Raw genomic sequence first — 26,905 nt, 5'->3', positions numbered from 1 at the left:
AGGAGCACCATCTTCATGACCGAGACCCCCACGCCCGCGTCCCTCGGCTGGTCCATGCCCGCCGAGTGGGCTCCGCACGACCGCACCTGGATGGCCTTCCCGACCTCGAACGAGACCTTCGCGGGCGACGAGCTCCACCTGGCCCGCCAGGCCTGGGCGAACGTGGCCAACACGATCGTGCGCTACGAGCCGGTCACCCTCGTCGTCAACACCGGCGAGGCGGAGGCCGCGCGCGGCTACCTCTCCCCCGAGGTCGAGATCGTCGAGCGCCCGCTGGACGACGCCTGGATGCGCGACATCGGCCCCACCTTCCTCACCGACGGCAAGGGCGGCCTCGCCGCGGCCGACTGGATCTTCAACGGCTGGGGCGCTCAGGAGTGGGCCAGCTGGGAGAACGACCAGCACATCGCCGAGCACGTCGTCGAACTGACGGGCGTCCAGCGCTTCGCCTCGCGCCTGATCAACGAGGGCGGCGGCATCCACGTCGACGGCGAGGGCACCGTCCTGCTGACCGACACCGTGCAGCTCGGCGAGGGCCGCAACAGCGAGTGGACCCGTGAGGAGGTCGAGGCCGAGATCCACGCGTTCCTCGGCACCACCAAGGCGATCTGGGTCCCGCGCGGCCTGACCCGCGACTACCAGCGCTTCGGCACCCGCGGCCACATCGACATCGTCGCCGCGTTCCTGCGCCCCGGCACCGTCGTGGTCCACAGCCAGCCGGACCCCAAGCACCCCGACCACGAGGTCACCAAGGAGATCGCCGCCCTGCTGCGCGCGTCCACGGACGCCAGGGGCCGCGCCCTGGAGGTCATCGAACTCCAGGCCCCCACCGTCCTCTTCGAGGAGGACGGCGAGCCGGTCGACTACTCCTACATCAACCACTACCTCTGCAACGGCGCCGTCGTCCTCTGCGCCTTCGACGACGCCCGCGACCAGGCCGCCGCAGAGGTCTTCGCCCGCATCTTCCCCGACCGCAAGGTCGAACTCGTCGACGCCCGCGAGATCTTCGCCAACGGCGGCGGCATCCACTGCATCACCCAGCAGCAGCCCCGCCCCTGACGGTCACGACCGACACCCCCGACCGGGCCCGGCCGCCGCGCGAGGATCGCGGGGACCGGGCCCGGTCGCACGCCCCCGCAGGAGGGGCCGTTCTCAGCTCGGCAGGCCGCTGGGCAGGTCCGTGGGCAGGTCGCTCGGGAGGTCCGTGGGGAGGTCGGTCGGGAGGTCGGTGGGGAGGCCGGTCGGGAAGCCCGAGGGGAGTGCGGTGGGAAGTCCGGTGGGCAGGCCGCTCTTGAGGACGGACTGCACCGCCTCGGTCACGAGCTTGGCGTAGGTGACGGCGTCGATCCCGTTGCACGCCGACGGCCTGGTGACGGACGGGGTGGCGTCGGAGACGGAGCTGCCGGAGACCTTCAGCTGGGCAACGAGCGCGGTCTCGCAGGACGCGGTGCTGCCCGAGGAGGCTGAGCCGCCGCTGGAGGAGCAGGCGGAGAGGCCGAGAACGGTGGCGGCCGTGGCCGCCACCGTGAGGGCGATGGTGCTGGAACGCATGGTGGATCCCCCCGGTGGTCCGATCTGTTTCGCTCCTGCCACGGTATCGGATGACAACTGGTCAGTCCCGGTCCAGCTGAGGGGCATTGGCGACAAATCGTCCCGCCGCGTACCGGTCAACCGATACGCTTGAACAGCACGATCGCTCGCTGTGGCGCTGGAGGGAACTCGTATGAGCGCTACCGGAATCGACATCGCCTGGGACCGGCCCTCGATCGCCGAGATCAAGGCCACCGGTGCGACCTGGGTGGCCCGGTACTTCTCCAACGATCCGACCAAGAACCTGACTTCCACCGAGGTGAACGACTACCACGCGGCCGGGCTCGGCATCGTGACCGTCTGGGAGAGCACGGCAGGCCGCGCACTCCAAGGGCACAGCGCCGGGGTCGCCGACGCCGACGCGGCATGGTCGCAGCGCGCCGGCGTGGGGCTTCCGGACACGACGGTGGTCCACTTCGCCGTCGACACCGACACCGACTGGGCCTCCGTGGAGGCCTACTTCCAGGGCGTGCAGTCGGTCCTGGGCAGTGCCCGGACGGGCGTCTACGGCGGGCTGCGCGTGATCCAGGGCGCCCACGCGGCCGGGCTGCGCTACCTGTGGCAGACGGTCGCCTGGTCCGGCGGTGTCTGGGCCTCCTTCGCGACCATCCGCCAGCCCGGCGGCACCACCCTCAGCGGCGGCGCCGACTACGACACCGCCGAGGCCGCCGACTTCGGCCAGTACCCGCGGCCGGTCCCGCCGCCGCAGCCCACTCCCGCGCCCGCGCCCAGCTTTCTGGAGGAAGAAGTGCTCGCCTACCTGCCGCCGCTCGCGCCGAACACCGATGCCGACATCCCCGTGGAGCCCGCGGGCACCCTGACCGCGCCGGGCGGAGCCGCCCGCAACGGCCCGCTCTGGCTCTGCCTGGCCGCCCAGGGCGCGGACGGGACGGTCGCGGTCTCCATGCGGACCGCCAAGGGGTGGTCGGCGGCGACCCGGTACCCGGTGACGCTCGCGGGCGGCAAGATCGTCCTGACGCTGCCGACGGACGGCTCCGTCGACGTCGTCCGGGTCACCCCCACCGTGCCGCTGCTCGGCTACGTGACCGGACGGCAGGTCGCCTGACCGGCCTGGGCCCGCTCCTGGTGCTTTACTGGTCCCCGGCGGTTTGAACAGCATTCGAAGCCTACGAAGCATGCGAGGCTGTGCCGCCGGAACGGCAACAGGAACCGAGAGGGGCTGAGCGGGAGTGGTCCGAGCGTCCGCGCGTCGGCCGGCCAGGCCACGCGAGGAGGTCTTCGCCACGGCCATGGCCGCCATCGCCCGGCAGGGCCTGGCCGGGGTGACGATGGCCGCCCTGGGCAAGGAGCTCGGGATGAGCGGCGGCCACCTGCTGTACTACTTCGGCAGCAAGGACCAGCTGCTGCTGGAGACCCTGCGCTGGAGCGAGTCCCAGCTCGGCGAACGTCGCCGCGAGCTGCTCGCCGACGACGCCCCGGCCACCGAGCGGCTGCGCGCCTTCACCGCGCTGTACCTGCCCACCGGGCCCGGCGATCCCCGCTGGACCCTCTGGGTGGAGGTGTGGGGGCGCTCGCAGGCCAGCGCGGAGATCCGGGCGGGGCAGGTCGAGATCGAGGCGGTGTGGCGCGAGGACCTCGTCGCCCTGCTGCACGAGGGCGTCCGCGCGGGAGAGTTCCGCGAGGTCGATCCCCCGCGCTTCGCGGTGCGCCTCGGCGCACTCCTGGACGGCTTCGGCACGCCGATCGTGGTCGGCCTGCCCGGGGCCAGCCCGGAGGCCGCGCTCGGGCACGTCGAGGACTACCTCCGCGAGGCCCTCCTCGCCCGCTGAACCGCGCCGCGGCAGCGACTGTCCGGGCCGATCGCACCCGGCGGCCGCCCTGTTGCCCCGGGATGCCCTGAGCTGCACCGTCCGTGCACGAAGCCTGTGGCAGAACGCATGGACGAGGGTTCGCCGCATCGCATACCATCGGCCGCCAGCCGCGCGGCGAGGAGCGCGGAACCAGCCAAGGGGATCTCCCGTGCTCTGCCCGTCCTGTTCGGCCGCCGCGCTCGACGCGTACGGCCGCTGCCCCCACTGCGGCTTCTCGGCGGCTCCGCCGGTCCAGCCCTACGCCGCGTACTACCCGCGGCCGACGCTCATCTCGCCGACCGCACCGGCCGGCGTCGGTCTCGCCGCGCAGATCCTCATCGCCGTCGCCGGCCTGGCGGCCCTGATCTCCTTCGGCCTGAACATCTGGGCGTTCACGGTCGCCAAGGCCGCATACGACGCCGGGCCCGCGAACGTGGACACGGACGCCGTCACCGCAGCCGGCGGCGTCGCGGGAATCCTCGTCTTCTTCAGCCTGCTGCTGGGGCTCGCGACCGGCATCGTCTTCATCGTCTGGTTCTACAAGTCCGCGAACCTGGCCGCGATCCTCGCCCCCGGCCGCCAGGCGCTCAGCCCCGGCTGGGCGATCGGCGGCTGGTTCATCCCGCTCGGCTGGTTCGTTCTCCCCCGCATCGTCGCGGGCGGCGTGTGGCGCGCGTCGATCCCCCTCCAGTCGCAGCCGGTCCTGCGCACTCCGCGCACGTACCTGGTGACCTGGTGGTGGCTCAGCTTCTGCGTCGGCCAGCTGCTGCTGGCGACGCCGGTCAACACGACCCGCGGCGACCTGGTCTCCTGGGGGGACCTGGTGGGCTCGTACAGCATGAGCGGCGTCGCCGACCTGTGCCGCGTGGCCTCGGCGGTCCTGGGCATCGTGATGATCCGCAAGCTGACGCAGATGCAGCAGATCCGCATCCTCCAGGGCCCCGGCGTCGGCCACCCCTACGCGTCTCCCGTCATCGCCAACGCCCCGTACGCGGCCTACGCCGAGCCCGCGCCCGCCGCGCCGTTCGGCGTCGCCGCGCCGCTCCCGGGCCAGGCCGGGCCGTACGGCCCCGCCATGGGCACCCCCTACGCGCCGTCGCACCCGCAGGCCGCCCCGCAGTCCGGGTACACGCCGAGCGTGCCGCAGCAGGCCGCTCCCCCGCGGCAGGACGCCCTTCCGCCGACCCTGGCCGAGCCGACGGCCGCACCGGCGGCCCAGCCCCCTGCCGAGCCTCTCGCCCCGCCCGTCACCCCGCCGGTTGTCGCACCCGCCACCGAGCCGCTGCCCGTCGCCGAGGCCGCGCCCGAGGACGCCGTTCCGACGGACGCCACGCCGACCGACGCTGTCCCGACCGATGCCGCGCCGACCGATGCCCTGCCGGGCGACGTGCCCACCGCCGTCCTGCCGCGCCAGGTGTCGAAGGACCGGCCCACCGTCCTGCTCACGGCGGTCGCCGCCACCCCGCAGGACCCCGAGACCACGACGCCTGAGACCGCCACGTCCGAGATCACCATGCCGGCTGCCGGCGACGCCGGTGAGCTCGGCGGGTTCGCCGAGCAACCGAAGCCCGAGCCGCACGACGACTGACCGGCGCGCCTCAGTCCTCCCAGATGGCCGCGGCCGTCCGGTCCCCCGAGTGGCCGGACGCCCGCGCCTGGATCTGCCGCAGGAAGTCCACGCCCGTGGGCGGGTGGGGATGCGACCAGTGCTCCGCCAGCAGCGCGGCGATCCCGGGCTCGGCGCGCAGCGGTGTCGCCAGTCCCTCCGTGCACAGCAGCAGCACATCGCCGGGCTCGGGCACGACCGCGCGGAACCGGAAGCGTCCCGGCTGCTGCGCTGCCGCGTCCTCGCCGTCGGGCTCTGCGGCGAGGCGGCGCCCGGCGTAGGCGTCGTACCAGGCGTCGTCGCCAAGCAGGAGCAGCGCGCCGGGACCCGTGCCGAAGCCCGCCCGAAGACGGTTGGTCGGGTCGAGCGGCGCCAGCACCGCGTGGATCGCACCGTCCGGACCGAGCCCGCGCGCAGCGCGCGCGGTGAGCCGCTGCAACCCGAAGCGGAGCTGCTCCTGCGCGCCCTGCCGCAGGTCCGCCAGCAGTCCCGTCCGGCTGCGGCCCACGGACGCGACCAGCAGTCGGACCGCCTCCTCCGCTCCGGGGCCCGCGCCAACGGCCGTCACCAGCAGTCCGTCGGCGCCGTCGCCGAACCTCACGACGATCATCCGGTCCGCGCGCGGCGCTCCCAGCGCCCGCGCCTCCTCGCCCCGGGCGCTCGCGGCCCGCAGCGTCATGCTCCCGTGCCGCGCCAGCTCCAGCACCGTGTCGGACACGAGGCTGCCGAGATCGTCCGGGTCGGCTTCCGGCAGCGCGTCAGGCTCCGGCAGCGGCGACCCCGCCGCCGGCCGACTTCGACCCCAGCGCAGCGCGGCCCCGTCGGGCAGCGTCGGGGTAGGCACGTGCGGCGGCGGTCCCACCCGACGGCCGCCGGCGGCCGACGGCCCGGCCTCCGGGGGCGCCTCGGAAGCGGGCTCGGAAGCGGGCTCCTGCGCGGGCGGCGTCGGAACGCGCGGATCCGCACGCAGATCCGGGCGAGGGTCGGCGGCGGGCGGCACCGCCTCGGCCTGCGCGCCTACCGACGGGTCCAGCACCTCCCGGCCCCGGTCCCACTCCGGATCCAGGTCCAGGTCGGGTTCCGACGCCCGCACGGGCTGCGGCTCCGAGCGCGGCGCGATCACGCGCGGGTCCGGGAGCGGGGGCGGCGGCGGAACCACCGGAACGGGTGGAACCTCGGGCATCGGCGGGATACCCGGAACCTCAGGGGTGTCCGGGACCTTCGGCGCGTCCGGGACGCGCGGGGTGTCCGGGACGCGCGGGGTGTCCGGGGTCGGTGGCAGATCCTCGTCGTCCACCGGTGTGCGCGGCTGCGGGGTGACGGCTTCTGTCGCCTCGTCCGCGCCGATCGCGCCGAGGGCGGAGGCGAACCAGTCGTCGACCGTGCCCGTGCTGGGGCGGTGCGTCGCCTCCCGGTCCGCCGGGTCGTACACGGCGTCCCACCAGGCGTCCTCCGCCTGGGCCGTGGGCCTCGGCACGCCGTGGTCACGTGGGTCGCTCATGGTGCTGACGCCTCCGTCCGGCTCCGGGATCGACGCCATTCTCCACGCGCGACGGCTCCGCCAAGCCAGGAACCGGCGAATCAGAACCTGTCCGGAGCAAGCGAACGACGGATTCCGGACAATGGTCGAACGGCGTTCCGCTCTCCGGCTACCGGCCGACCGGCAGGTCGAGGCATGATGATCGCTGCAGACACGCGCGTCGCGCGACAGGGCGTGCAGGAGCGCGGAGGAGGTGGAACGCAGGGTGCTGGAATTCGTCGGCCTCGACGAACGGGCCGAGTCGGTCTACCGCGCGCTGCTGTCCGCCGGCGCCGCGACGCCCGAGGCTCTCGGTGAGCGACTCGCGCTCCACCCCTACCCGGTCCAGCAGGCCCTGACGCAGTTGGAGGCGGCCGGGCTCGCCGCCGCGTCCGCCTCGCTGCCCGACCACTACGTGGCGGCGCCCCCGGGGGTCGCGCTGGCCCCCGCGCTGTCGCAGCGGCGACACGAACTGCACGAGGCCGAGCGCGTCGTCGAGCTGCTGGCGGACGAGTACCGCCGCACCGGCGCGGCCGCCTCGGGCGCGGCCGACCTGGTCGAGGTGGTATCCGGGGTCTCCGCGCTGCGGCACCGGTTCGAGCAGATCCAGCTCGGCACCGAGAGCGAGCTGCTGGCGCTGGTCACCGACGCACCGGTCGCGGTGGGACCGGAGGAGAACGGCGCCGAGGACATCGTCGTCGCCCGCGGCGTCGTGCACCGGACGGTGCTCGCGCGCGACCGTCTCGCCGACGCGTCGATGATGGACGCGCTCACCCTGGCCCTGGGACGCGGCCAGCAGGTCCGTGTGGCCGAGCGGGTGCCGACCAAGCTGGTGATCTCGGACCACAGACTCGCGATGCTCCCGCTGCTCGCCCTCGGCACGCCGGGCGAGCCCTCCGCCCTGCTGGTGCGGGCACCGGGCCTGCTGGAAGCGCTGATCGGGCTGTTCGAGCAGTGCTGGCAGACGGCGTCCCCGGTGCGGTTCAGCGCGGAGACGGCCGGCGGCGTGGAGGTGGACGCGGACCAGCCGGACCCCGTCGATCTCCAGATCGTCTCGTTGCTGCTCACCGGCCTCACCGACGCGAGCGTCGCCAAGCAGCTCGACCTGGGACTGCGCACCGTCCAACGGCGCGTCCAGCGCCTGATGACGCTGACCGGCGTCAGCACGCGCCTGCAGTTGGGCTGGCACGCGTACGAGCGGGGTTGGGTCGCCCGTTAGGCTTCGCCCATGCCAGAACCTGTCGATCATGCCGCCCAGGGGTCCCCGTCGAACGGGCAGCCCGTGGAGACGGCCCAGGTCCAGCGCCTCACCGATGCGGTGACCCGCCTGCGCCGCGCGCTGCGCAGCAGCATTCGCACGGACTACCCGTGGGAGGCCCTGCCGATGGCGCAGGTCGAGCTCCTGCAGACCCTCGCCGCGGCGGGCCCGCTGCGCGTGGGCGAGCTCGCCGCGCACCAGCGCCTCGCGCCCAACACCGTCAGCGGCCTGGTGGGCCGTCTGCTCGAGTCGGGCTTCGTCGACCGCCAGAACGACCCCGGCGACCGCAGGACGGCCCGCATCGGGCTCACCGACGCGGGCCACCGCCAACTGGGCGACTGGCAGCGGGCCCACGAGCGCCGCCTCGCCACCGCGTTGGCGGCGCTGGCGCCGGAGGACAGCGCCGCGGTGCTCAACGCCCTGACGGGGCTGGAGAATCTGGCAGCGGCCCTGGGCGAGGACAGCGCCCCGGCGCACTAGACCCGGACAGGGCCCAGGCCCTGCCCGGCGCCCGGTGCCGCGACCAGTGCCGCGCCCGCGAGCCTCTGCTCGGTCGGCCGCGGCGTCGTGGGGCACCTCCCGGCGAAGGCTGGGCAGTGCGTGTGCCAGACGTCACGGCAGGGAAAAGACCGGCGGGCGCTGCCCTGGCGGCGGGGAGCGTCAGCGGCCCTCGAGGCCGAGCAGCGTCTGCTTGGCCTCCAGGCCTGCCGCGAAGCCCGTCAGGGAGCCGTCGCTGCCGACCACGCGGTGGCAGGGGCGGAGGATCAGCAGCGGGTTGGCGCCCACCGCTCCGGCAACCGCCCGGACGGACGTGGGCGGCAGGCCCGCCGCCTGTGTCAACTCCTTGTAGGTGACGGTGGCGCCGTAGGGGACGTCGTCGAGTGCGCGCCAGACCCGGTGGCGGAACTCGCTGCCGGCCGGCGCGAGCGCGAGGTCGAACTCCTTGCGCGCGCCTGCGAAGTACTCGTCGAGCTGGGCGACCGCGCCAGCGAGGAGGTCCGGGTCTCGAATCCAGGACGGGTCCGGCTCGACCGTGCGGCCCTTCTGCACGGGCGCGTAGACGGAGGTGAGCCGTCCCTGCTCGTCCGACGTCAGTTGCAGTCGGCCCAGCGGGGAGTCCATCGTCGTGTAACGGGTCATCACTTGCTCTCTTTCGCATAGGCCTTGTGGGAGCGCGCCGAGGCGGCGGCCTCGGACGCGGCGACCCAGAGGTGGTGCACGGCGTACGAGCGCCACGGCCGCCACGCGTCGCTGTCCGGCTCGGCAGCCGGACCCACCGGCGCGCCCGCCGCCCGCAGGCCGTGGCGGACGCCGATGTCGGTGGGCAGGTAGGCATCCGGATCGGCCAGAGCGCGCATCCGGACGTAGCTGACGGTCCACGGGCCGATCCCGGGCAGGGCAAGCAGCGCCGCGCCCGCCTCGTCGCGGTCGACGCCCGGATCCAGTCGGACGGTGCCGTCGGCCAAGGCCGCGCAGAGGCCGCGGACGGCGCGTTGGCGGGCGGCCGGCATGGCCAGGTCGGCGGGGTCGGCCTCGGCGAGGCTCGCCGCCGAGGGGAAGAGGTGGGTCAGACCGCCGCTCGGCTCGGGCAGCGGCGCGCCGTAGCGCGCGGCCAGGCGTCCCGCGAGCGTGCGCGCCGCCGCGACGGTGACCTGCTGACCGAGCACCGCACGTACGGCCAGCTCGTGGGCGTCGACGTGGCCGGGCGAGCGGAGCCCGGGACGCTTGGCGACGAGCGCGCCGAGGTACGGGTCCGCGCCGAGCACCTCGGCGACGGCGTCGGGGTCGGCGTCGAGGTCGAACAGCGCGCGCAGCCGCTGCACGGCCGCCGTCAGGTCGCGGACGTTGCCGAGCCGCACCCGCGCGTCCAGCCAGCCCTGCGGCTTGGACGGCTCGTCGACCTCGGCAACGCCGGGGCCGCCGGGCAGGGCGAGCGTGCGCCGGTAGGTGCGGGCGCCTCCGCCGTCGCGCGGCACCATCTCCTCGACGCCCGGCACCGCACGCAGCCCCAGGAAGTCGAAGACGGCGGCGGCGTCGAACGGCTGACGGTGTGCCAGCCGCAGCGGTATGACGCCCTGCACGACGCTGCGGCGGCCCCGCTGGGCGCGCAGCTCGGTCGGCGTCATCGCGTACACCTCACGGATCGTGTCGTTGAACTGCCGCACGCTGGAGAAGCCGGCCGCGAACGCGACCTCGGTCGCGCCGAGGTCGGTGGTCTGCAGCAGCAGGCGCGCGGTCTGCGCGCGCTGGGTGCGGGCCAGCGCAAGCGGGCCTGCGCCGAGTTCGGCGTGGAGCTCGCGCGTCAGGTGGCGTTCGCTGTAGCCGAGCCGTGCGGCGAGCCCGGCCACGCCCTCGCGGTCGACCACACCGTCGGCGATCAGGCGCATCGCACGCCCGACGAGGTCGGCGCGGAGGTTCCACTCCGGCGAGCCCGGTGCGGCGTCGGGCCGACACCGTCGGCAGGCCCGGAAGCCGGCAGCCTGGGCGGCTGCGGCGGTCGGGTAGAAATCGACGTTCTCTCGGTTGGGGGTTCTGGCGGGGCAGCTGGGTCGGCAGTAGATGCCGGTGGTCCGCACGGCCGTGTAGAACACGCCGTCGAGACGGGCGTCCTTGCTGCTCACCGCCCGGTAGCAGGCGTCTTCGTGCATCCTCACGCCCTCCAGTCTGCGGCATCGGCGGGCCGTGCACTGGCGGGAATCGGACATGGCAGTGACGGCGGTCCGACTGGCGGGATCTTCACGCTGTACGGCGTTCACGCCACTCGTGGCGGTGCCCGACCGTTCGTGAGAATGAGCTCGTCGCCGGGGGGGACCGGCCGCGAACGACCGACGTACGAGAGCCCATACGAAAACGCAGACGAGGACGAGCCATGACGACGACCAGCACCAGCGCCGCCGAAGCCACCCCCACCGCCACGGGCACCGTGCTCCGGGTGCCCGCCGCCGACCCGGCCGTCGCCGCCGCCCACTATGCCGCTCGGCTCGCCTTCGAGGCCGACGTCTCCGACGTGCACGCCGACCTCGCCGCGGGCGTCGAGGGCGTCGTCGTGGTCGACTCGCGCAGCGACGCCGCCTGGGCGCAGGGCCACATCCCGGGTGCACTCCACATTCCGACCGCCCGCATCGCCGAGCTGGCCCCGTCCCTCGTGGACCGTTCCGCGACGGTCGTCACCTACTGCTGGGGCCCCGGCTGCAACGGCGCGACCCGCGCCGCCCTCGCCTTCGCCCGCCTCGGCTACGCGGTCAAGGAGATGATCGGCGGGTTCGAGTACTGGGTGCGCGAGGGCTTCGCCTTCGAGTCCGCGCACGGCGAGGAGCGGCGTCCGATCGACGACCTGACGGCGCCGGGCTCGGGCATCTCCTGCGCCTGCTGAGCGCTCCGGCGGGCAGAAACGGCCGTGGCCGCCCGGTCGGGCGGCCACGGTCTGTCGTATCGGTTCGGATCACTCGCGATGGTTGCCCTTGGCGCGGGCGAGGCGGCCGCGCTCCTTCCAGACGCGGCGCATCTCGGCGCGCACGCGGGCGTCGGTCCGCGCGGCCATGCGACGGTTCTCGCGCTGGAGCTTGCGGTGGCTCTCCAGCCGCCGATAGGACAACTCGCCGTCGTCCAAGGCCTGCTGAACCGCGCAGTCGGGCTCGCCGTCGTGCCGGCAGTCGGCGAAGCGACAGCGCGCCGCCAACTCCTCGATGTCCGCGAAGACCTGGTGCAGCCCGACCGCGGCGTCGATCACGCCGACGCCGCGCAGGCCCGGGGTGTCGATCAGGACGCCACGGCCGCCGGGCAGCGGCAGCAGCTCGCGGGTGGTCGTGGTGTGCCGGCCCTTGCCGTCGAGGCCGATCGCGCGGACGTCCATCGCGTCCACACCGACGAGCGCGTTGGCCAGGGTCGACTTGCCGACGCCGGACTGGCCGACCAGCACCGTGCCCGCGCCGATGGCGGCGCGGAGTCCGTCCAGGCCTTCGCCCTCGGCCGCGCTGACGACGTGGACCGGGACGCGGGGGGCGATCCGTTCCATGTCCTCGCGGATGAGTTCGGCATCGGTGGCGAGGTCGGCCTTGGTGAGGACGAGCAGCGGCGCCGCCCCGCTCTCCCAGGCGAGGGCGAGGAAGCGCTCGACCCGGCCGAGGTCCGGCTCGACCGCGAGGGAGACGGCGATGACGACGGTGTCGACGTTGGCGGCCAGCACCTGCCCCTCCGAGCGCCGGGAGGCGCCGGAGCGGATCACGGCGGTGCGACGCGGCAGCAGCGACCGGACCTGGTGGCCGATCTCGGCCGCGCCCTGGGCGACGGCCGCCCAGTCGCCGGTGCAGACGATGCGCACCGGGTCGTGCGGGGTGACCAGCGCGGTGTCGGCCCGGATCGTGCCGAGGGGGGTGACCACGTCGCACAGGCCGCGGTCGACCCGGGCGACCCGCCCGGGGATCAGGCCCTGCGCCGCGAACGGCGCGAAGGCGGTCTGCCAGCCCTCGTCCCAGCCGTAGCGGGCGAGGTCAGGCGGAAGTGGGTCGGAAGCAGACGAGGAAGACAAGGAAGGCCCTTCGAAGGGAGGAAAGAGTGATCGACTGCTGCGGGAACAGAGCGGTGTTCATCGCTTCCTCACCTCCTCCGGGTCTTGGGTCCTTGGGCCTCTGGTGCCCTCACGGCTGCGCCGACGCTACCGCCGACGGTTCGAGGCGCGCCACGGGATTTCCACGGGACGGCGCGCAGCCCGTTACTCGTCGCCGCGCTTCTCGGAGTCGAACGGCGGCGGGTAACGCCGGCGGCGGATGCCCTTGGACTGGATGCGGCCCCGCACGTCCTTGTGCGGGAGGAAGTCCGCCCAGCGCTCCGGGTACTCGGCCGGTGCCTCGGACTCGCCCGCCGCTTCGGACGGCGGGGGGTTCGCGGCGCGGTTGCGGTTGGCGGAGCGCCGCGCCTCGGCACGCCTTATGACCTCCATCGCCTCCTCCTCGCGGGCCTTCTCGTTCTCGGCGCGGGCCTGTGCGGTCTCGCGGGTCGGCCACATCCGGTCGATCGCGGCGTTCATGGCCGCGCCGATCAGGACGGCGAGGGCGATGACGCCGATCCACAGCAGCACGGCCACCGGCGCGGCCAGCGAGCTGTAGACGGTGGGGCCCTCGACCGAGTGCACGAGGTACAGCCGCAGGAAGATGCTGCAGACGAAGAAGACGAGCAGGGCCACTATGGCGCCGGGCAGGTCCTCCTTCCACGCGGTCCGCACGGGCACGGCCACGTGGTAGAGCGTGGTCATGAAGAGCACCGAGAGCAGGATCGCGCCGGGCCAGTAGAGGATGTGCACGACGTCGGCGGTGGCAGGGAACCAGTGCACGATCTGGTCCGGCCCGGCGATCACCAGCGGTCCGATGACGGTGCCCGCGATGAGGGCGACGATGTAGAGGCCGAGCGAGAGCAGCCGGGTGTGGACGATGCCGCGCTGGTCCTCGAGCCCGTACATGATGGTGACGGTGTCGACGAAGACGTAGAGCGCTCGCGAACCGGACCACAGGGCGAGCAGGAAGCCGAGCGAGATCAGGTCGGGGCGGCCGCTGCTGAAGACGCTGTTCAACAGCGGCTGAACGGTCTGGTGCACCGAGGCGGGCGTGAGGAAGGTGCTGGCCGCGCGCAGGATGTCCGCTTCCAGCTTGGCGATCACCCCGTGGCTGAGGTAGCCGAGCGTGCCCGCGACGGAGAGCAGCAGCGGCGGGACGGACATGAGCGTGAAGAAGGCGACCTCGGCGGCGAGTCCGGTGACGCGGTACTCGATGCAGGTGTTGGTCGTGTCCTTGATCAGCTTCCAGGCGACGTCCCGGTAGTGGGTTCCGGCCCGGCGGCGGTTCGCGCGCCGACCGCCATGGGCGCGGTGCCGGGGTGTGGGTGAGAGGTCGCCTGCGGGTTGCACGGTGCAAACCTATCGGCCCACAGTGGACTCGCCCGCCGTGCTGCGGCTGCGGCCGCGCCGGTCGGGTCACTGGGGCAGGCGAGTGATCTTCCGAATAATGGACGCCCTCGTCTTGCAGATCGGAACAAGAGGGCCGATCCGGGCTTTCGGGCGAAGCCCCCGGGCTGTGACGACCGGGAAATCCCAGCACTCGGGACAGTTTTGTCCAGATAATGGAAGGTGCTGGACTGCGAAAAGTTCGGCGTGCGAGTCTTCTGCCATGTCTGGTGCCGGAACTGCCCTGGTCGGTCGACTTCACGTCGACCTCGGCCGCATGTCCAGCGCCATCTGTCCGGTGACCTGATACCCCTGCCGCCCCACCGACAGCAAGCCCGACGCCCGCGCACCGCCGCGCGGATCGCGTCGCCCAGGCCGGGTCGCCATCGCGCCGCACGCACCCACGTGCAGGTCAGCGTCGTAGCGCCGGTCGGGGAGAACCACGCTCAGGCCCCGAACCAACTGCCGAAGGACGCACCTCATGGCCGCCACCCCCGCCTCCTCCTCACCGAAGCGCAAGGTGACCCGCCACCGTGGCGAGGGCCAGTGGGCTGCCGGTCACTTCACGCCGCTGAACGGCAACGAGCAGTTCAAGAAGGACGACGACGGTCTCAACGTTCGGACACGGATCGAGACGATCTACGCCCACACCGGCTTCGCCGGCATCGACCCGAACGACCTGCGCGGGCGTATGCGCTGGTGGGGGCTGTACACCCAGCGCCGTCAGGGAATCGACGGCGGCAAGACCGCCATCCTCGAGCCGCACGAGCTCGACGACGAGTACTTCATGCTGCGCGTCCGCGTCGACGGCGGCCGGCTGACCGTCGCCCAACTGCGGACCATCGGCGAGGTCTCGCAGACCTACGCCCGCGGCACCGCGGACCTCACCGACCGGCAGAACATCCAGTTCCACTGGATCCGGATCGAGGACATGCCGGCCGTCTGGCAGAAGCTGGAGGCCGTCGGGTTGTCGACCACCGAGGCGTGCGGTGACTGCCCGCGTGTCATCCTCGGCTCGCCGGTCGCCGGAATCGCTGCGGACGAGATCATCGACGGCACCCCGGCGTTGGAGGAGATCCACCGCCGCGTCATCGGCAACAAGGACTTCTCCAACCTGCCGAGGAAGTTCAAGTCCGCGATCTCCGGCTCCCCGCTGCTGGACGTGGTCCACGAGATCAACGACGTGGCCTTCGTCGGCGTCGAGCACCCCGAGCACGGTCCCGGCTTCGACCTGTGGGTCGGCGGCGGCCTCTCCACCAATCCGCGCCTCGGCGAGCGTCTCGGCGCCTGGGTGCCGCTGGACGAGGTCGCCGACGTCTTCGTCGGCGTCATCTCGATCTTCCGCGACTACGGCTACCGCCGTCTGCGCAACCGCGCCCGCCTCAAGTTCCTGATGGCCGACTGGGGCCCGGCCAAGTTCCGCCAGGTGCTGGAGGACGAGTACCTGCACCGCAAGCTCGTCGACGGCCCGGCCCCGGCCGAGCCCGTCGAGCGCTGGCGCGACCACGTCGGCGTCCACCGGCAGCAGGACGGCAACTACTACGTCGGCTTCGCCCCGCGCGTCGGCCGCGTCGACGGCTCGCTGCTCACCAAGGTCGCCGACCTGGCCGCCCAGCACGGTTCGGACCGCCTGCGCACGACCGCCGAGCAGAAGATGATCGTGCTGGACGTGGCCGAGGAGCAGGTCGCCTCGCTCGTCGCCGGGCTTGAGGCGCTGGACCTCCAGGTCACGCCCTCCCCCTTCCGCCGCGGCACGATGGCCTGCACCGGCATCGAGTTCTGCAAGCTCGCCATCGTCGAGACCAAGGAGCGCGGTAAGACGCTCATCGACGAACTGGAGGCGCGCCTGCCGGAGTTCGACGAGCCGCTGACGATCAACATCAACGGCTGCCCGAACGCCTGCGCCCGCATCCAGGTCGCCGACATCGGCCTCAAGGGCCAGCTCGTCACGGACGAGAACGGCGAGCAGGTCGAGGGTTTCCAGGTCCACCTCGGCGGCGCACTGGGCCTGGAGGCCGGGTTCGGCCGCAAGGTCCGCGGCCTGAAGGTGACCAAGGACGGCCTGCCCGACTACGTCGAGCGCGTGCTGCGCCGCTACCTGGCGGACCGCCAGGACGGCGAGCGCTTCGCGCAGTGGACCACCCGGGCCAGTGAGGAGCAGCTGTCATGAGCGAGCGTGCCGCGCCCTTCTACTGCCCCTACTGCGGGGACGAGGACCTGCGCCCGAGCGAGACCGGCGGGCACGGAGCCTGGGAGTGCGCGTCCTGCCGACGCGCGTTCACGCTGAAGTTCCTGGGGCTGCTGTCGGCCTCGTCCACGACCGGGGGAGACGCAGATGACGACCGAGACTGAGTCCGCGTACACCCCCGCGCAGTTGGAGGCCCTGGCCGCCGACGCCGCGCGGGAGCTGGAGGAGGCCTCCGCGCAGGAGATCATGCGTTGGGCCGCCGAAACGTTCGGCCGGCGGCTCGCGGTGACCTCCTCGATGGAGGACGCCGTCGTGGCGCACCTGGCCTCGACCGCGCTCCCCGGCATCGACGTGATCTTCCTGGACACCGGCTACCACTTCGTGGAGACCATCGGCACCCGTGACGCGGTGGCGGCGACAATGCCGGTCAACGTCATCACGCTGACGCCGCGCCAGTCCGTGGCCGAGCAGGACGCCGAGTACGGTCCGCGGCTCCACGACCGCGACCCGGACCTCTGCTGCAAGCTGCGCAAGGTCGAGCCGCTCAACCGCGGACTGGCCGGCTACGACGCGTGGGCGACGGGCCTGCGCCGCGACGAGTCCCCCACCCGGGCGAACACCCCGGTCGTGGCGTACGACCCGAAGCGGCAGAAGGTGAAGATCGCCCCGATCGCCCGCTGGACCCAGGAGGACGTGGACGCCTACGTCGCGGCCAACGGCATCCTGCTCAACCCGCTGCTCTTCGACGGCTACGCGTCGATCGGCTGCTCGCCGGAGTCCTGCACCCGCCGGGTGCTGGAGGGCGAGGACGCCCGCTCCGGCCGCTGGGCCGGCGCCGGCAAGACCGAGTGCGGCATCCACCTCTGACACCCCGTCCGCCCCTACTCCTGTTCTCCCACGGATCCCCTGTCTGGAGCAGACCTTCATGACCACCACAGCTGACGCACCGGCGGCCGAAGCGGCGGCCGCCGTGCAGGCCTGCGGCGCCACCGTGTGGCTGACCGGCCTGCCCAGCGCCGGGAAGACGACGATCGCCACCGCCCTCGCCGAGCGCCTGCGCGCCGAGGGCCACCGGGTGGAGATCCTCGACGGGGACGAGATCCGCGAGTTCCTCTCGCGCGGCCTCGGATTCACCCGCGAGGACCGCGACACCAACATCCAGCGCATCGGCTTCGTCGCCGAGCTGCTGGCCTCCAACGGCGTCAAGGTGCTCGCCCCCGTGATCGCGCCCTACGCGAACTCGCGCGCCGCGGTCGCCGCCCGGCACGCCGCGAAGCACACCAACTACCTCGAGGTGCACGTCGCGACGCCGGTCGAGGTCTGCTCGGTGCGCGACGTCAAGGGCCTGTACGCGAAGCAGGCGGCCGGTGAGATCTCCGGCCTGACCGGCGTGGACGACCCCTACGAGGCCCCGGCCTCCCCCGACCTGCGCATCGAGGCGCACACCCAGACGGTGGCCGAGTCCGCCGCCGCCCTGCACGCTCTGCTGACCGAGAGGGGACTGGCGTGACCACCGCAATCTCCCTGCCCACCGCCGCCGCGCAGGACAACCCCTACGCGCTCTCGCACCTGGACGCGCTGGAGGCCGAGGCCGTCCACATCTTCCGCGAGGTGGCGGGCGAGTTCGAGAACCCGGTGATCCTCTTCTCCGGTGGCAAGGACTCGATCGTCATGCTGCACCTCGCGCTCAAGGCGTTCGCGCCGGCGTCGGTGCCGTTCGCGTTGCTGCACGTGGACACCGGGCACAACTTCCCCGAGGTGCTCGCCTACCGGGACCGCACGGTGACCGAGCACGGTCTGCGCCTGCACGTCGCCTCAGTCCAGGAGTTCATCGACTCGGGCCGACTGCGCGAGCGCCCCGACGGCACCCGCAACCCGCTGCAGACGGTGCCGCTGCTGGACGCGATCGAGTCGAACCGCTTCGACGCCGTCTTCGGCGGCGGCCGCCGCGACGAGGAGAAGGCCCGCGCCAAGGAGCGCGTCTTCTCGCTGCGCGACGAGTTCGGCGCCTGGGACCCGCGCCGCCAGCGCCCCGAGCTGTGGTCGCTCTACAACGGCCGCCACGCCCCGGGCGAGCACGTGCGCGTCTTCCCGCTGTCCAACTGGACCGAGCTGGACGTGTGGCAGTACATCGAGCGGGAGAAGATCGAGCTCCCGGAGATCTACTACGCCCACGAGCGCGACGTGTTCCAGCGCAACGGCATGTGGCTGACGGCCGGCGAGTGGGGCGGCCCCAAGGAGGGCGAGACGCCGGAGCGGCGCCTGGTGCGCTACCGCACCGTCGGCGACATGTCCTGCACCGGCGCCGTCGACTCCGACGCCGACACCATCGACGCCGTGATCGCCGAGATCGCCGCGAGCCGCCTGACCGAGCGTGGCGCGACCCGAGCGGACGACAAGATGTCCGAGGCCGCCATGGAAGACCGCAAGCGCGAGGGGTACTTCTGATGACCAGCACCACCCAGGCCGACTCCCTCACCGCCTCGGAGCTGGCCGCGACCTCGCTGCTGCGCTTCGCCACCGCCGGTTCCGTCGACGACGGCAAGTCCACCCTGGTCGGCCGCCTGCTGCACGACTCCAAGTCGGTGCTCGCCGACCAACTGGAGGCCGTCGAGCACGCGTCGCGCAAGCGCGGCCAGGAGGCCCCGGACCTGGCGCTGCTCACCGACGGCCTGCGGGCCGAGCGCGAGCAGGGCATCACCATCGACGTCGCCTATCGCTACTTCGCCACGCCGCGGCGCCGGTTCATCCTGGCCGACACCCCCGGGCACGTGCAGTACACCCGCAACATGGTGACCGGCGCGTCCACCGCCGAGCTCGCGGTGGTGCTGGTCGACGCCCGCAACGGCGTCGTCGAGCAGACCCGCCGCCACGCGGCCGTCGCCGCACTGCTGCGCGTCCCGCACGTGGTGCTGGCGGTCAACAAGATGGACCTGGTCGACTACGCCGAGCCGGTCTTCGCGGCCATCGCCGAGGAGTTCGGCGCGTACGCCGCGTCGCTGGGCGTCAGGGACGTCACCGCGATCCCGATCAGCGCGCTGGCCGGGGACAACGTGGTCGAACCGTCCGCCAACATGGACTGGTACGGCGGCCCGACGCTGCTGGAGCACCTGGAGACCGTCCCCGTCGGCTCCGACCCGAGCGAGGAGCCGGCCCGGTTCCCCGTCCAGTACGTGATCCGGCCGCAGTCCGCCGAGCACCCCGACTACCGCGGCTACGCCGGCCAGCTCGCCTCCGGCGTGCTGCGCACCGGCGACCAGGTGACGGTGCTGCCCGCCGGCATCACCACCACCGTCGCCGGGATCGACGTGCTGGGCGAGGAGCGCGACATCGCCTGGGCGCCGCAGTCGGTGACGGTTCGTCTGGCCGAGGACATCGACATCTCCCGCGGCGACCTGATCGCGGCCGGGCCCGCGCCCGAGCCGACCCAGGACGTGGTCGCCACCGTGGCGCACCTGGCCGAGCGCCCCCTGCGTGTCGGCGACAAGGTGCTGCTCAAGCACACCACCCGGACCGTGCGCGCGATCGTCAAGGACATCCCTTACGCGATCTCGGTCGACACCTTGGAACAGGTCGAGCGCCCCGGGAGCCTGAACGTCAACGACCTGGGCCGCGTGGTGCTGCGCACCGCCGAGCCCCTGGCCCTGGACGACTACCGCAGCAACCGCCGAACCGGCTCGTTCCTGCTGATCGACCAGGCCGACGGCACCACCCTCACCGCCGGCATGGCGGGCGAGGCGTTCTGAGCCACCGGTCTCATGAAGGGCAATCACACGATGAGTGGCGAGGTCTTCTCGCTCTTTGCGAAGGAAGGCGGGCGCGTCGGCAGCGGCGCGCTGGGGGCCGGCCGCGGCGCCATCGGCGCCTGTCGACCGATGTGCCGCTGACGCGCGGGCTCACGCCCACGCGTCGGCACGCAGCCGCACCGCCTCGTCCTGTCCTGGCCTGTCCCGACCGAGGACTTGCCACTCGTCACCGTGAGGAACCTCTCCCATGTCGCACCGCACCCGCTCGTCCCGCACCACCCGGATCAGACGTGCCGCGCTGGCCGGCGTCGCCGCTGTGACCGCCGCCGGGCTGCTCAGCGCCTGCGGCTACGGCTCGCAGGCCGCCTCCACCTCCTCTGACAACTCCAGCAGCTCCGCCTCGGCCGCCTCCGGCGCGGCGCTCTCCGCGAGCACCGTGCACATCGGCTACTTCGCCAACCTGACGCACGCGACGCCGCTGATCGGCATCCAGGACGGGCAGTTCGCCAAGGCGCTGGGCGGCACGAAGATCGCCACGCAGATCTTCAACGCCGGCCCCAGCGAGATCGAGGCGCTCAACTCCGGCGCGATCGACATCGCCTGGATCGGCCCCTCCCCCGCGATCAACGGCTATGTGAAGTCGCAGGGCAGCGCCCTGAAGATCATCTCGGGTGCCACCTCGGGCGGCGCCGAGCTGGTCGTCAACCCCGCGAAGATCAAGACTGTGGCCGACCTCAAGGGCAAGAAGATCGCCACCCCGCAGGCCGGCAACACCCAGGACGTGGCGTTGCTCAACTTCCTTGCGGGCAAGGGCTACAAGGAGGACCCGAAGACCGGCGCGGGCGACGTCTCGGTGATCCGCACCGACAACTCGCTCACCCCGGCCGCCTACGCCTCCGGTCAGCTCGACGGCGCCTGGGTCCCCGAGCCCACCGCCTCCAAGCTGGTCGCCGAGGGTGCCAAGGTCCTGGTCGACGAGAAGACGCTGTGGCCGAACGCCCAGTTCGTCTCCACCAACGTCATCGTCTCGCAGAGCTTCCTGGGGGCCCACCCGGACGTGGTCAAGGCCGTGCTCAAGGCCTCGGTGGACACCAACGCCTGGATCGCCGCGAACCCGGCCCAGGCCAAGCAGGACGCCAACGCCGCCCTCAAGGTCCTGACCGGCAAGGCACTCGGCGACAGCGTGCTCAACGCCGCCTGGAGCGAGCTGTCCGTCACCAACGACCCGCTGGCCTCCTCCCTCCAGGCCGAGGCCCAGCACGCCGTCACGGCCGGCTTCATCAAGCAGCCGAACCTCTCCGGGATCTACGACCTGACCCTGCTCAACCAGGTCCTCACCGCGGAGGGCAAGCCCGCCGTCTCCGCCGCCGGACTCGGCGCGCAGTAGCCGGAACTCCGGCCCGACAGACTCCGGGAGCCGCTCCGCTCCGCGTCGATGCCCAGTCAAGGCGGCGCGGAGCGGCCCTCGGCCACAGACCCAAAGCACAGACCGCCCAAGCACAGACCGCTCCACCACAGACCGCTCCACCACAGACTCCCCCCGACCGCAGCCAGTACCAGGAGGTGACCGCATGACCGCCCTGCTGACCGAGGCCACCCCCGTGGTCGACACCGCCGTCCGGCTCGACCACGTCACCAAGTCCTTCGGCCGCAGCTCCGCGGCCCATGTCGTCCTGGACGACATCAGCCTGAACGTCGCCCCCGGCGAGTTCGTCTGCCTCCTGGGCGCCTCCGGCTGCGGCAAGTCCACCCTGCTCAACCTCGTGGCGGGGCTCGACCAGCCGACCTCGGGGTCGATCGAGGTGCCCGGCGGCCGCGCCGCGCTGATGTTCCAGGAGCACGCGCTCTTTCCGTGGCTGACCGCGGGCCAGAACATCGAGCTGGCCCTGCGCCTGCGCGGCGTCCCGCGCGGCGAGCGCCGCGCCGAGGCCCAGCGCCTGCTGGAGCTGGTGCGGCTCGGCGGCGCCCACGGCAAGCGCGTCCACGAGCTGTCCGGCGGCATGCGCCAGCGCGTCGCGATGGCCCGCGCCCTGGCCCAGGACGCCAAGGTGCTGCTGATGGACGAGCCCTTCGCCGCGCTGGACGCGATCACCCGGGACGTCCTGCACGAGGAGCTCATCCAGATCTGGAACGAGACGGAGCTCTCCGTCCTGTTCGTCACCCACAACGTGCGCGAGGCCGTGCGACTGGCCCAGCGCGTGGTGCTGCTCTCCTCCCGCCCCGGGCGCATCGCCCAGGAGTGGGCCATCGACCTGCCGCAGCCGCGCCGCATCGAGTCGGCCGGCGTCGCCGACCTCGCGGTGGAGATCACCGACAAGCTCCGAGGGGAGATCCGCCGCCATGTCCAGCACTGAGCTGACCAGCACCGCACTCGAGCCCGCGGAGACCACGGCCGACTCCTCCTCGGACGTCTCCGACATCAGCGCCGGACTGGACGCGCTGGAGACGCAGACCGTCGAACGGACCCCGCTGGTGCGGGTGTTCACCGGCAAGGTGCTGCCGCCCCTGATCGCCATCGCCCTGGTGCTGGTGGTCTGGCAGCTCGCGTACTCCGCGCACCTCAAGCGCCCGGACCTGCTGCCCAGCCCGTTGGACGTGTGGAACAGCCTGCACGACCAGTGGCTGCAGGGGACCATCCTCTCGGTCATCTGGACCTCCCTGTCCCGGGGTGTGCTGGGTTTCCTGATCTCCGTCCTCATCGGCACCCCGATCGGCCTGCTGGTCGCCCGGGTCAAGCCCGTCCGTGCGGCGATCGGCCCGATCCTCTCCGGGCTCCAGTCCATCCCCTCGGTGGCCTGGGTGCCGGCGGCCGTCATCTGGTTCGGCCTGTCCAACGCCACCATCTACGCCGTCGTGCTGCTCGGCGCCGTCCCCTCGATCGCCAACGGCCTCGTCGCCGGCGTCGACCAGGTGCAGCCGATCTACCTGCGTGCCGGCCGCACCCTGGGCGCCACCGGGCTGCGCGGCGTGCGGCACGTCCTGCTGCCCGCCGCCCTCCCCGGCTACGTCGCCGGGCTCAAGCAGGGCTGGGCGTTCTCCTGGCGCTCCCTGATGGCCGCCGAGCTCATCGCCAGCTCCCCCGCGCTGGGCCTCGGCCTGGGCGCGCAGTTGGAGTTCTCCCGCGAGAATCTCGACATGCCCGGCGTTCTCGCCACCATCATTCTGATCCTGCTCGTCGGCATCGGGATCGAACTGCTCATCTTCAACCCGATCGAGCGACGCGTGCTGCGCTCCCGCGGCCTGCTGACGGCACGGCGGTGACCTGATGGACGCCCGTCTGCTCCTCCTCGCCCACGGCAGCCGCGATCCGCGGCACGCCGCGACGATGGACGCGCTCGTCCTCCGGGCCCGCGCCCTGCGCCCCGGCCTGGACGTGCGCGTCGGCTACCTCGACCACTGCGCCCCGCGGATCCCGCGCACGCTGGAGCAGTTGGCCGAGGAGGGGGACGGGCCCGTCGTGGCCGTGCCGATGCTGCTGGCGCGCGCCTACCACGCGAAGACCGACATCCCCGGCGTGCTGCGGGAGGCCGCGGGGCGACTGCCGCGGCTGACCGTCCACCTGGCCGACGTGCTCGGCCCCTCGCCGCTGCTGTGGCGCGCGCTGGAGCACCGCCTGGCCGAGGTGGGCGTACGCCCCGCCGCCGACACCGGCGTCATCCTCGCCTCCGCCGGCTCCTCCGATCCGGCCGCGAACGCGGCGACCCGGGCGACCGCCGCTGCGTGGCAGCGCGCGGCGGGCTGGGGAGGCGTGGCCGTGGCCCACGCCTCCGCAGCGCCCCCGTCGGTGGCCGAGGCCGCACAGCTCCTGCGTGCGCAGGGCCTGCGCCGACTCGCCGTCGCCCCCTACCTCCTGGCCCCCGGCCTGCTCCCGGACCGCATCGCGGCCCAGGCGGCGACGGCGGACATCGCCGCCGTCGCCGCGCCCATCGGCGCGTCCCCCGACCTCGCCGAGTTGCTGGTGCAACGCTACGCGGAGGCACTGACAACGCGGCCCGCGGAGTTCGCCGCCAGCGCGTAGCCGGGCCCAACGTCCGTGCGGCGCGCGTCATATCCAACGTCACAGTGGTGCCGGATCACCGCGATCCACCAGGTGGCCAACCCTGACAAGCTCCGGGCCCCCGCATCGGCACGGGGCACGACACGGGGACGCACTGAGCGTCGGCGCAGGGTGACTCAGAGGGCGATCCAGTACCGTCGCTTCTTCACCCGTGGGGAGATCGGGCGCACATCCTCCAGCACCCCGTCGTGCGCCTCGATCGTGCGCGCCGACGCGACGTTCCCCTCGTCGCAGGTGAGCAGTACCCGCCGCAGGCTCAGCTCCTGGGCGCGTGGCAGGACCGCGCCGAGCGCCCAGGTGGCGACGCCCCGCCCACGAGCGGAGGGCCGGACGCTGTACCCGATGTGGCCGCCCCTGTCGTACAGGAACTGGTTGACGTAGTGCCGCAGGTCGATCGCACCGAGGTACTCGTCGTCCTCGACGATCCACCAGTGCGTGGCGTGCACCGCCCCCTCGGGCAAGGGCAGTGTCCGGTCGGACTGGACCAGCAGCAGCTCGACCCAGGCGGCGAAGTCCTCGGGGGTGTCCAGATCCAGATCAGCGGCCAGCCGCAGTCCGGTGCCGTCCTGGTGCGCGCCGGCCGGCCACTCCGCACGGGCGGCGAGCCAGGAGGCGTGCAGGCGGGCCGTAGGCAAGAGCAGTTCCGGCATGCGCGTGAGGTTAACACCCGCCCGGACCGGAAGGCCGGAGAGCAGCGCGAGGGCCGCAGCCGAAACGGCTGCGGCCCTCGCGGGTGCCGGAGATTCCGACGCGGACTCAGCTGCCTAGCGGCGGCTGGGATCCAGCTCGTCGTCCTGGGAGCGGGTGCCCGCCGAGGAGGCGACCACGCGGCTGCTCTCCGCCCGGCGGCGGTCCGCGTGACCGGGCCACCAGGCGGCGTGGCCGATGAGCGCGGTGAGCGCGGGGGTGAAGAACATCGCCATCACGAAGGCGGCGAGGAAGATGCCGAAGCTCAGCGCGAAGCTCATCGGGACGAGGAAGGAACCCCCGCCGAGCGCCAGCATCGCGAAGGTCGCGGCAAGGATGAACCCGGCTGCGGCCACCGTCGGACCGGCGTGACGAACCGCCATCGACGCGGCCTCACGCGGCTCTCGACCTTCCTGAGCCTCCTCCCGAAGACGGGCGATCATCAGGATGTTGTAGTCCGTGCCGATCGCCACGACGAAGAGGTACATGATGACGGGCAGCATGAACATCAGCCCGGCGTCGCCCTTGAGGTTCTGGAAGATCAGCACGGTCGAGCCGAGGGTCGCGCCGAAGCCCAGGGCCACGGACGCCATCAGGTACCAGGGGGCGACCACGCTGCGCAGCAGCAGACCCAGGATGATCATGATGAGGATCGCCGCGACCGGGAACACCGTCCCGTAGTCGTGGTTGATCGCCGCGTTGAAGTCCTTGTAGACCGCGGTGAGGCCGCCCACGAGGGCCTTGGTGTCGGCCGGAGCCGCCGCATGCGCGGTGTCCCGCACACCGTTGATGGCGGCGAGGGCGGCGTCGGAGCTCGCGCCGTACTTCAGCTCCAGGTTGTAGTCGGCCGTCGTGCCGTCGGCGCTGAGCTTGGGCGGCGCCACCACGGCGACGCCGTCGGTCGTGGCGAGCTTCTGACCGAAGGCCGGCAGCTGAGCCTGGTCGAGCGGCTTGCCGTCGGTGCTGACCAGCAGGACCGTCGTCGGCTCGGCGGCGCCCGCCGAGTAGGCGGCCGTCATCTCGTTCTGGACGATGGTGGATTCGGCCGTGGCCGGGACCGATCCCGCGGAAAGGTCGAAGGTCGCCTTGAAGCCGGTGGCCCCGAGGCTCAGCGCAACCATGAGCACGCCGGAGACCGCGGCGATGACCGCGGGACGGCGGCCCACCATCCGGCCGAGCGAGGCGAAGCGGGAACCCGTGGGCTCCACCTTCCACGACTTCGACGCCCAGAACAGGGCACGCGGCGGGATCAGCGAGCAGATGGCCGGGAAGAGGGTCAGGCCGGCCAGCAGCGTCACGGCGACGGCGATCGCCAGCGCGGGACCCATCTGCTTGAGGAAGCCGACGCTGGAGAGCAGCAGGGCGAGGAAGGCGATGATGACGGTCCCGGCGGCGGAGGCGATCGCCTCGCCGACCCGGTCCACCGCGTTGATCATCGCTTCCTTGGGCTCGTCACCGAGGCGCAGCCGCTCGCGGTAACGGAACATCAGGAACAGGAAGTAGTCCGTTCCCACGCCCAGAAGCACGACCAGCAGGATCGACGACACCGAGCTGTTGGACTGGAGTCCGAAGATCTTGGTGGCGTCCGCGATGAGGCCGTTGGCGGTCGTGTCGACCAGCGCGAACAGCGTGACGATCGGCAGCAGCGTGAGGATGAAGGAACGGAAGATCAGCGCCATCGAGATGACGATGACCAGGACCGTGCCGAGGCCGGTGAGCCCCATGCCCTTCTCGGAGGCCTTCTGCTGGTCGAGCGCGCTCGCCGCCTGGCCACCGACCTTGGCGTCCAGGCCGGTCCCCTTGACCAGGGCGGGCATGTCGTCACGCAGCTTCTGCACGGCGTCGCTCTGGGCCGGCTGACCGGTGGTCTTGCTGTCCATCTGGATGAGGACCATGTCGTACTTGCCGTCCTTGGACGGCATGCCCGGCACGACCTTCTGGACCTGGTCGATGTGCTTGCCCTCGATCGCCTGCGCGAGCTGGGCGGCCTCGGCGTAGTCCGCCTTGCCCATGGCCGCGCCGTCCGTGCGCTGGAGCAGCACGATCGCGGCCGGGGTGAAGGCGCTCGGGAAGGCCTTCGCCTGCACGTCCGCGGCCTGGATGGACTCATAGCTCTTCGGCAGGAAGGAGCTCTGGTCACTGCTCGACGGCAGCGACGGCGCCGTCAGCACGATGGCGACCGCGGCGACCACCCAGGCCACGATCGTCCAGACAGGGTGTCGGACGACAACCCGCCCAATCCGGTGAAACATGTCGATTGCCCCTCCACGGCATGGATCACCGCCACCCCGGGTGAGGTCGAGGGCAGGGCGATCTGGCCACCCGACGACTCGGACGGCAGGAAAGTTCGTAGTTCGAGCATCCTAAGAAACCTACTTGCCGACCGGCAAGTCAGTTCCAACCCAGGTCTGCCTGGATCATCTTCCCTGCCCCCGGGGGCGGACGTCCTCGTCCCCCGGGTGGATCCGTCTCCTGCTCAGGGTGGAGATCGACCCTGGTGTCCGCCTC

The 26,905-nt window shown here is 72.4% G+C and carries 26 protein-coding genes; 18 read left to right on the top strand and 8 right to left on the bottom strand.

Annotation, left to right across the window (positions count from 1 at the left end; genetic code table 11):
* The first annotated feature begins 15 nt into the window (after positions 1–15).
* The gene (locus tag TR49_RS21220) at positions 16–1,059 is read left to right on the top strand and encodes an agmatine deiminase family protein (protein WP_042383793.1); all 1,044 of its coding nucleotides are present in this window, start codon (positions 16–18) and stop codon (positions 1,057–1,059) included.
* Between the two features lie 93 nt (positions 1,060–1,152).
* On the opposite strand, the gene TR49_RS45750 is transcribed toward TR49_RS21220, so the two are convergent.
* Positions 1,153–1,551, bottom strand: coding sequence for a PT domain-containing protein (locus TR49_RS45750; RefSeq protein ID WP_042383790.1), 399 nt, complete (start codon positions 1,549–1,551; stop codon positions 1,153–1,155).
* 172 nt (positions 1,552–1,723) lie between these two features.
* Between TR49_RS45750 and TR49_RS40175 the strand changes: the two genes are divergently transcribed.
* From TR49_RS40175 to TR49_RS46445, 3 genes are all read left to right on the top strand, one after another.
* The gene (locus TR49_RS40175; RefSeq protein WP_052434483.1) at positions 1,724–2,656 is read left to right on the top strand and encodes a glycoside hydrolase domain-containing protein; all 933 of its coding nucleotides are present in this window, start codon (positions 1,724–1,726) and stop codon (positions 2,654–2,656) included.
* A 184-nt stretch (positions 2,657–2,840) separates the two neighbouring features.
* Entirely contained in the window at positions 2,841–3,380 is a 540-nt protein-coding gene (locus TR49_RS21205) for a TetR/AcrR family transcriptional regulator (protein WP_084725156.1), read from the top strand.
* Positions 3,381–3,570: 190 nt separating this feature from the next.
* Positions 3,571–4,989 carry a DUF4328 domain-containing protein gene (locus tag TR49_RS46445; protein ID WP_042383785.1) on the top strand — a complete coding sequence of 473 codons (1,419 nt, stop codon included), beginning with the start codon at positions 3,571–3,573 and terminating at the stop codon, positions 4,987–4,989.
* A 10-nt stretch (positions 4,990–4,999) separates the two neighbouring features.
* On the opposite strand, the gene TR49_RS21195 is transcribed toward TR49_RS46445, so the two are convergent.
* Positions 5,000–6,508: a PP2C family serine/threonine-protein phosphatase gene (locus TR49_RS21195; protein WP_152627382.1), complete on the bottom strand. Its 1,509-nt coding sequence runs from the start codon at positions 6,506–6,508 to the stop codon at positions 5,000–5,002.
* A gap of 232 nt (positions 6,509–6,740) precedes the next feature.
* On the opposite strand from TR49_RS21195, the gene TR49_RS21190 reads away from it, so the two are divergent.
* Both TR49_RS21190 and TR49_RS21185 read left to right on the top strand, forming a co-directional pair.
* Complete coding sequence (locus TR49_RS21190) at positions 6,741–7,745, top strand: helix-turn-helix domain-containing protein (protein WP_369405333.1); 1,005 nt, start codon at positions 6,741–6,743, stop codon at positions 7,743–7,745.
* Between the two features lie 9 nt (positions 7,746–7,754).
* Entirely contained in the window at positions 7,755–8,264 is a 510-nt protein-coding gene (locus TR49_RS21185; protein WP_052434482.1) for a MarR family winged helix-turn-helix transcriptional regulator, read from the top strand.
* Positions 8,265–8,444: 180 nt separating this feature from the next.
* On the opposite strand, the gene TR49_RS21180 is transcribed toward TR49_RS21185, so the two are convergent.
* Positions 8,445–8,924: a methylated-DNA--[protein]-cysteine S-methyltransferase gene (locus TR49_RS21180; RefSeq protein ID WP_042383777.1), complete on the bottom strand. Its 480-nt coding sequence runs from the start codon at positions 8,922–8,924 to the stop codon at positions 8,445–8,447.
* Complete coding sequence (locus TR49_RS21175) at positions 8,924–10,432, bottom strand: AlkA N-terminal domain-containing protein (RefSeq protein ID WP_152627386.1); 1,509 nt, start codon at positions 10,430–10,432, stop codon at positions 8,924–8,926. Before TR49_RS21175 ends, TR49_RS21180 begins: the two co-directional genes overlap by 1 nt.
* A 221-nt stretch (positions 10,433–10,653) precedes the next feature.
* Between TR49_RS21175 and TR49_RS21170 the strand changes: the two genes are divergently transcribed.
* Positions 10,654–11,157, top strand: a complete 504-nt coding sequence (locus TR49_RS21170) for a rhodanese-like domain-containing protein (RefSeq protein ID WP_042383772.1) — start codon at positions 10,654–10,656, stop codon at positions 11,155–11,157.
* A 69-nt stretch (positions 11,158–11,226) separates the two neighbouring features.
* On the opposite strand, the gene rsgA is transcribed toward TR49_RS21170, so the two are convergent.
* The gene (rsgA, locus tag TR49_RS21165) at positions 11,227–12,312 is read right to left on the bottom strand and encodes a ribosome small subunit-dependent GTPase A (protein WP_042383771.1); all 1,086 of its coding nucleotides are present in this window, start codon (positions 12,310–12,312) and stop codon (positions 11,227–11,229) included.
* Between the two features lie 183 nt (positions 12,313–12,495).
* Positions 12,496–13,683, bottom strand: coding sequence for a YihY/virulence factor BrkB family protein (locus TR49_RS21160; protein ID WP_084725152.1), 1,188 nt, complete (start codon positions 13,681–13,683; stop codon positions 12,496–12,498).
* Between the two features lie 97 nt (positions 13,684–13,780).
* Here TR49_RS21160 and TR49_RS46770 point away from each other — a divergent pair, with 97 nt between their 5' ends.
* The 11 genes from TR49_RS46770 (at position 13,781) to TR49_RS21105 (ending at position 23,671) form a co-directional block, all read left to right on the top strand.
* Entirely contained in the window at positions 13,781–14,026 is a 246-nt protein-coding gene (locus TR49_RS46770) for a putative leader peptide (protein WP_369405332.1), read from the top strand.
* A gap of 174 nt (positions 14,027–14,200) precedes the next feature.
* Positions 14,201–15,889 carry a nitrite/sulfite reductase gene (locus tag TR49_RS21150; RefSeq protein ID WP_042383765.1) on the top strand — a complete coding sequence of 563 codons (1,689 nt, stop codon included), beginning with the start codon at positions 14,201–14,203 and terminating at the stop codon, positions 15,887–15,889.
* A complete protein-coding gene (locus TR49_RS21145; protein ID WP_042383763.1) occupies positions 15,886–16,071 on the top strand; it encodes a hypothetical protein in 186 nt (61 codons plus the stop codon). The genes TR49_RS21150 and TR49_RS21145 overlap by 4 nt, the downstream gene beginning before the upstream one ends.
* On the top strand, positions 16,055–16,774 hold the full coding sequence (locus TR49_RS21140) for a phosphoadenylyl-sulfate reductase (protein WP_042383761.1): 720 nt from the start codon (positions 16,055–16,057) through the stop codon (positions 16,772–16,774). The genes TR49_RS21145 and TR49_RS21140 overlap by 17 nt, the downstream gene beginning before the upstream one ends.
* Before the next feature lie 58 nt (positions 16,775–16,832).
* On the top strand, positions 16,833–17,417 hold the full coding sequence (cysC, locus tag TR49_RS21135) for an adenylyl-sulfate kinase (protein WP_042383759.1): 585 nt from the start codon (positions 16,833–16,835) through the stop codon (positions 17,415–17,417).
* Complete coding sequence (gene cysD, locus TR49_RS21130; protein ID WP_042383758.1) at positions 17,414–18,355, top strand: sulfate adenylyltransferase subunit CysD; 942 nt, start codon at positions 17,414–17,416, stop codon at positions 18,353–18,355. The genes cysC and cysD overlap by 4 nt, the downstream gene beginning before the upstream one ends.
* Positions 18,355–19,653 (top strand): sulfate adenylyltransferase subunit 1, encoded by a 1,299-nt coding sequence (locus TR49_RS21125; protein WP_042383756.1) that lies wholly within the window; start codon positions 18,355–18,357, stop codon positions 19,651–19,653. The genes cysD and TR49_RS21125 overlap by 1 nt, the downstream gene beginning before the upstream one ends.
* Before the next feature lie 247 nt (positions 19,654–19,900).
* Positions 19,901–21,040, top strand: coding sequence for an aliphatic sulfonate ABC transporter substrate-binding protein (locus TR49_RS21120; protein ID WP_052434481.1), 1,140 nt, complete (start codon positions 19,901–19,903; stop codon positions 21,038–21,040).
* Positions 21,041–21,224: 184 nt separating this feature from the next.
* Positions 21,225–22,007: an ABC transporter ATP-binding protein gene (locus TR49_RS21115; protein ID WP_042383754.1), complete on the top strand. Its 783-nt coding sequence runs from the start codon at positions 21,225–21,227 to the stop codon at positions 22,005–22,007.
* The gene (locus TR49_RS21110) at positions 21,994–22,914 is read left to right on the top strand and encodes an ABC transporter permease (RefSeq protein WP_084725150.1); all 921 of its coding nucleotides are present in this window, start codon (positions 21,994–21,996) and stop codon (positions 22,912–22,914) included. Before TR49_RS21115 ends, TR49_RS21110 begins: the two co-directional genes overlap by 14 nt.
* Before the next feature lie 4 nt (positions 22,915–22,918).
* Entirely contained in the window at positions 22,919–23,671 is a 753-nt protein-coding gene (locus TR49_RS21105; protein WP_042383753.1) for a sirohydrochlorin chelatase, read from the top strand.
* Between the two features lie 155 nt (positions 23,672–23,826).
* Here the strand turns inward: TR49_RS21105 and TR49_RS21100 are convergent, their stop codons facing one another.
* Both TR49_RS21100 and TR49_RS21095 read right to left on the bottom strand, forming a co-directional pair.
* Positions 23,827–24,360 (bottom strand): GNAT family N-acetyltransferase, encoded by a 534-nt coding sequence (locus tag TR49_RS21100; protein ID WP_042383752.1) that lies wholly within the window; start codon positions 24,358–24,360, stop codon positions 23,827–23,829.
* Between the two features lie 114 nt (positions 24,361–24,474).
* Positions 24,475–26,649, bottom strand: a complete 2,175-nt coding sequence (locus TR49_RS21095) for an MMPL family transporter (protein ID WP_042383750.1) — start codon at positions 26,647–26,649, stop codon at positions 24,475–24,477.
* Positions 26,650–26,905: the final 256 nt, after the last annotated feature.

The organism is Streptacidiphilus melanogenes (genome assembly GCF_000787835.1).
GTDB lineage: Bacteria > Actinomycetota > Actinomycetes > Streptomycetales > Streptomycetaceae > Streptacidiphilus > Streptacidiphilus melanogenes.
This window is presented reverse-complemented; position numbering and strand designations above follow the sequence as displayed.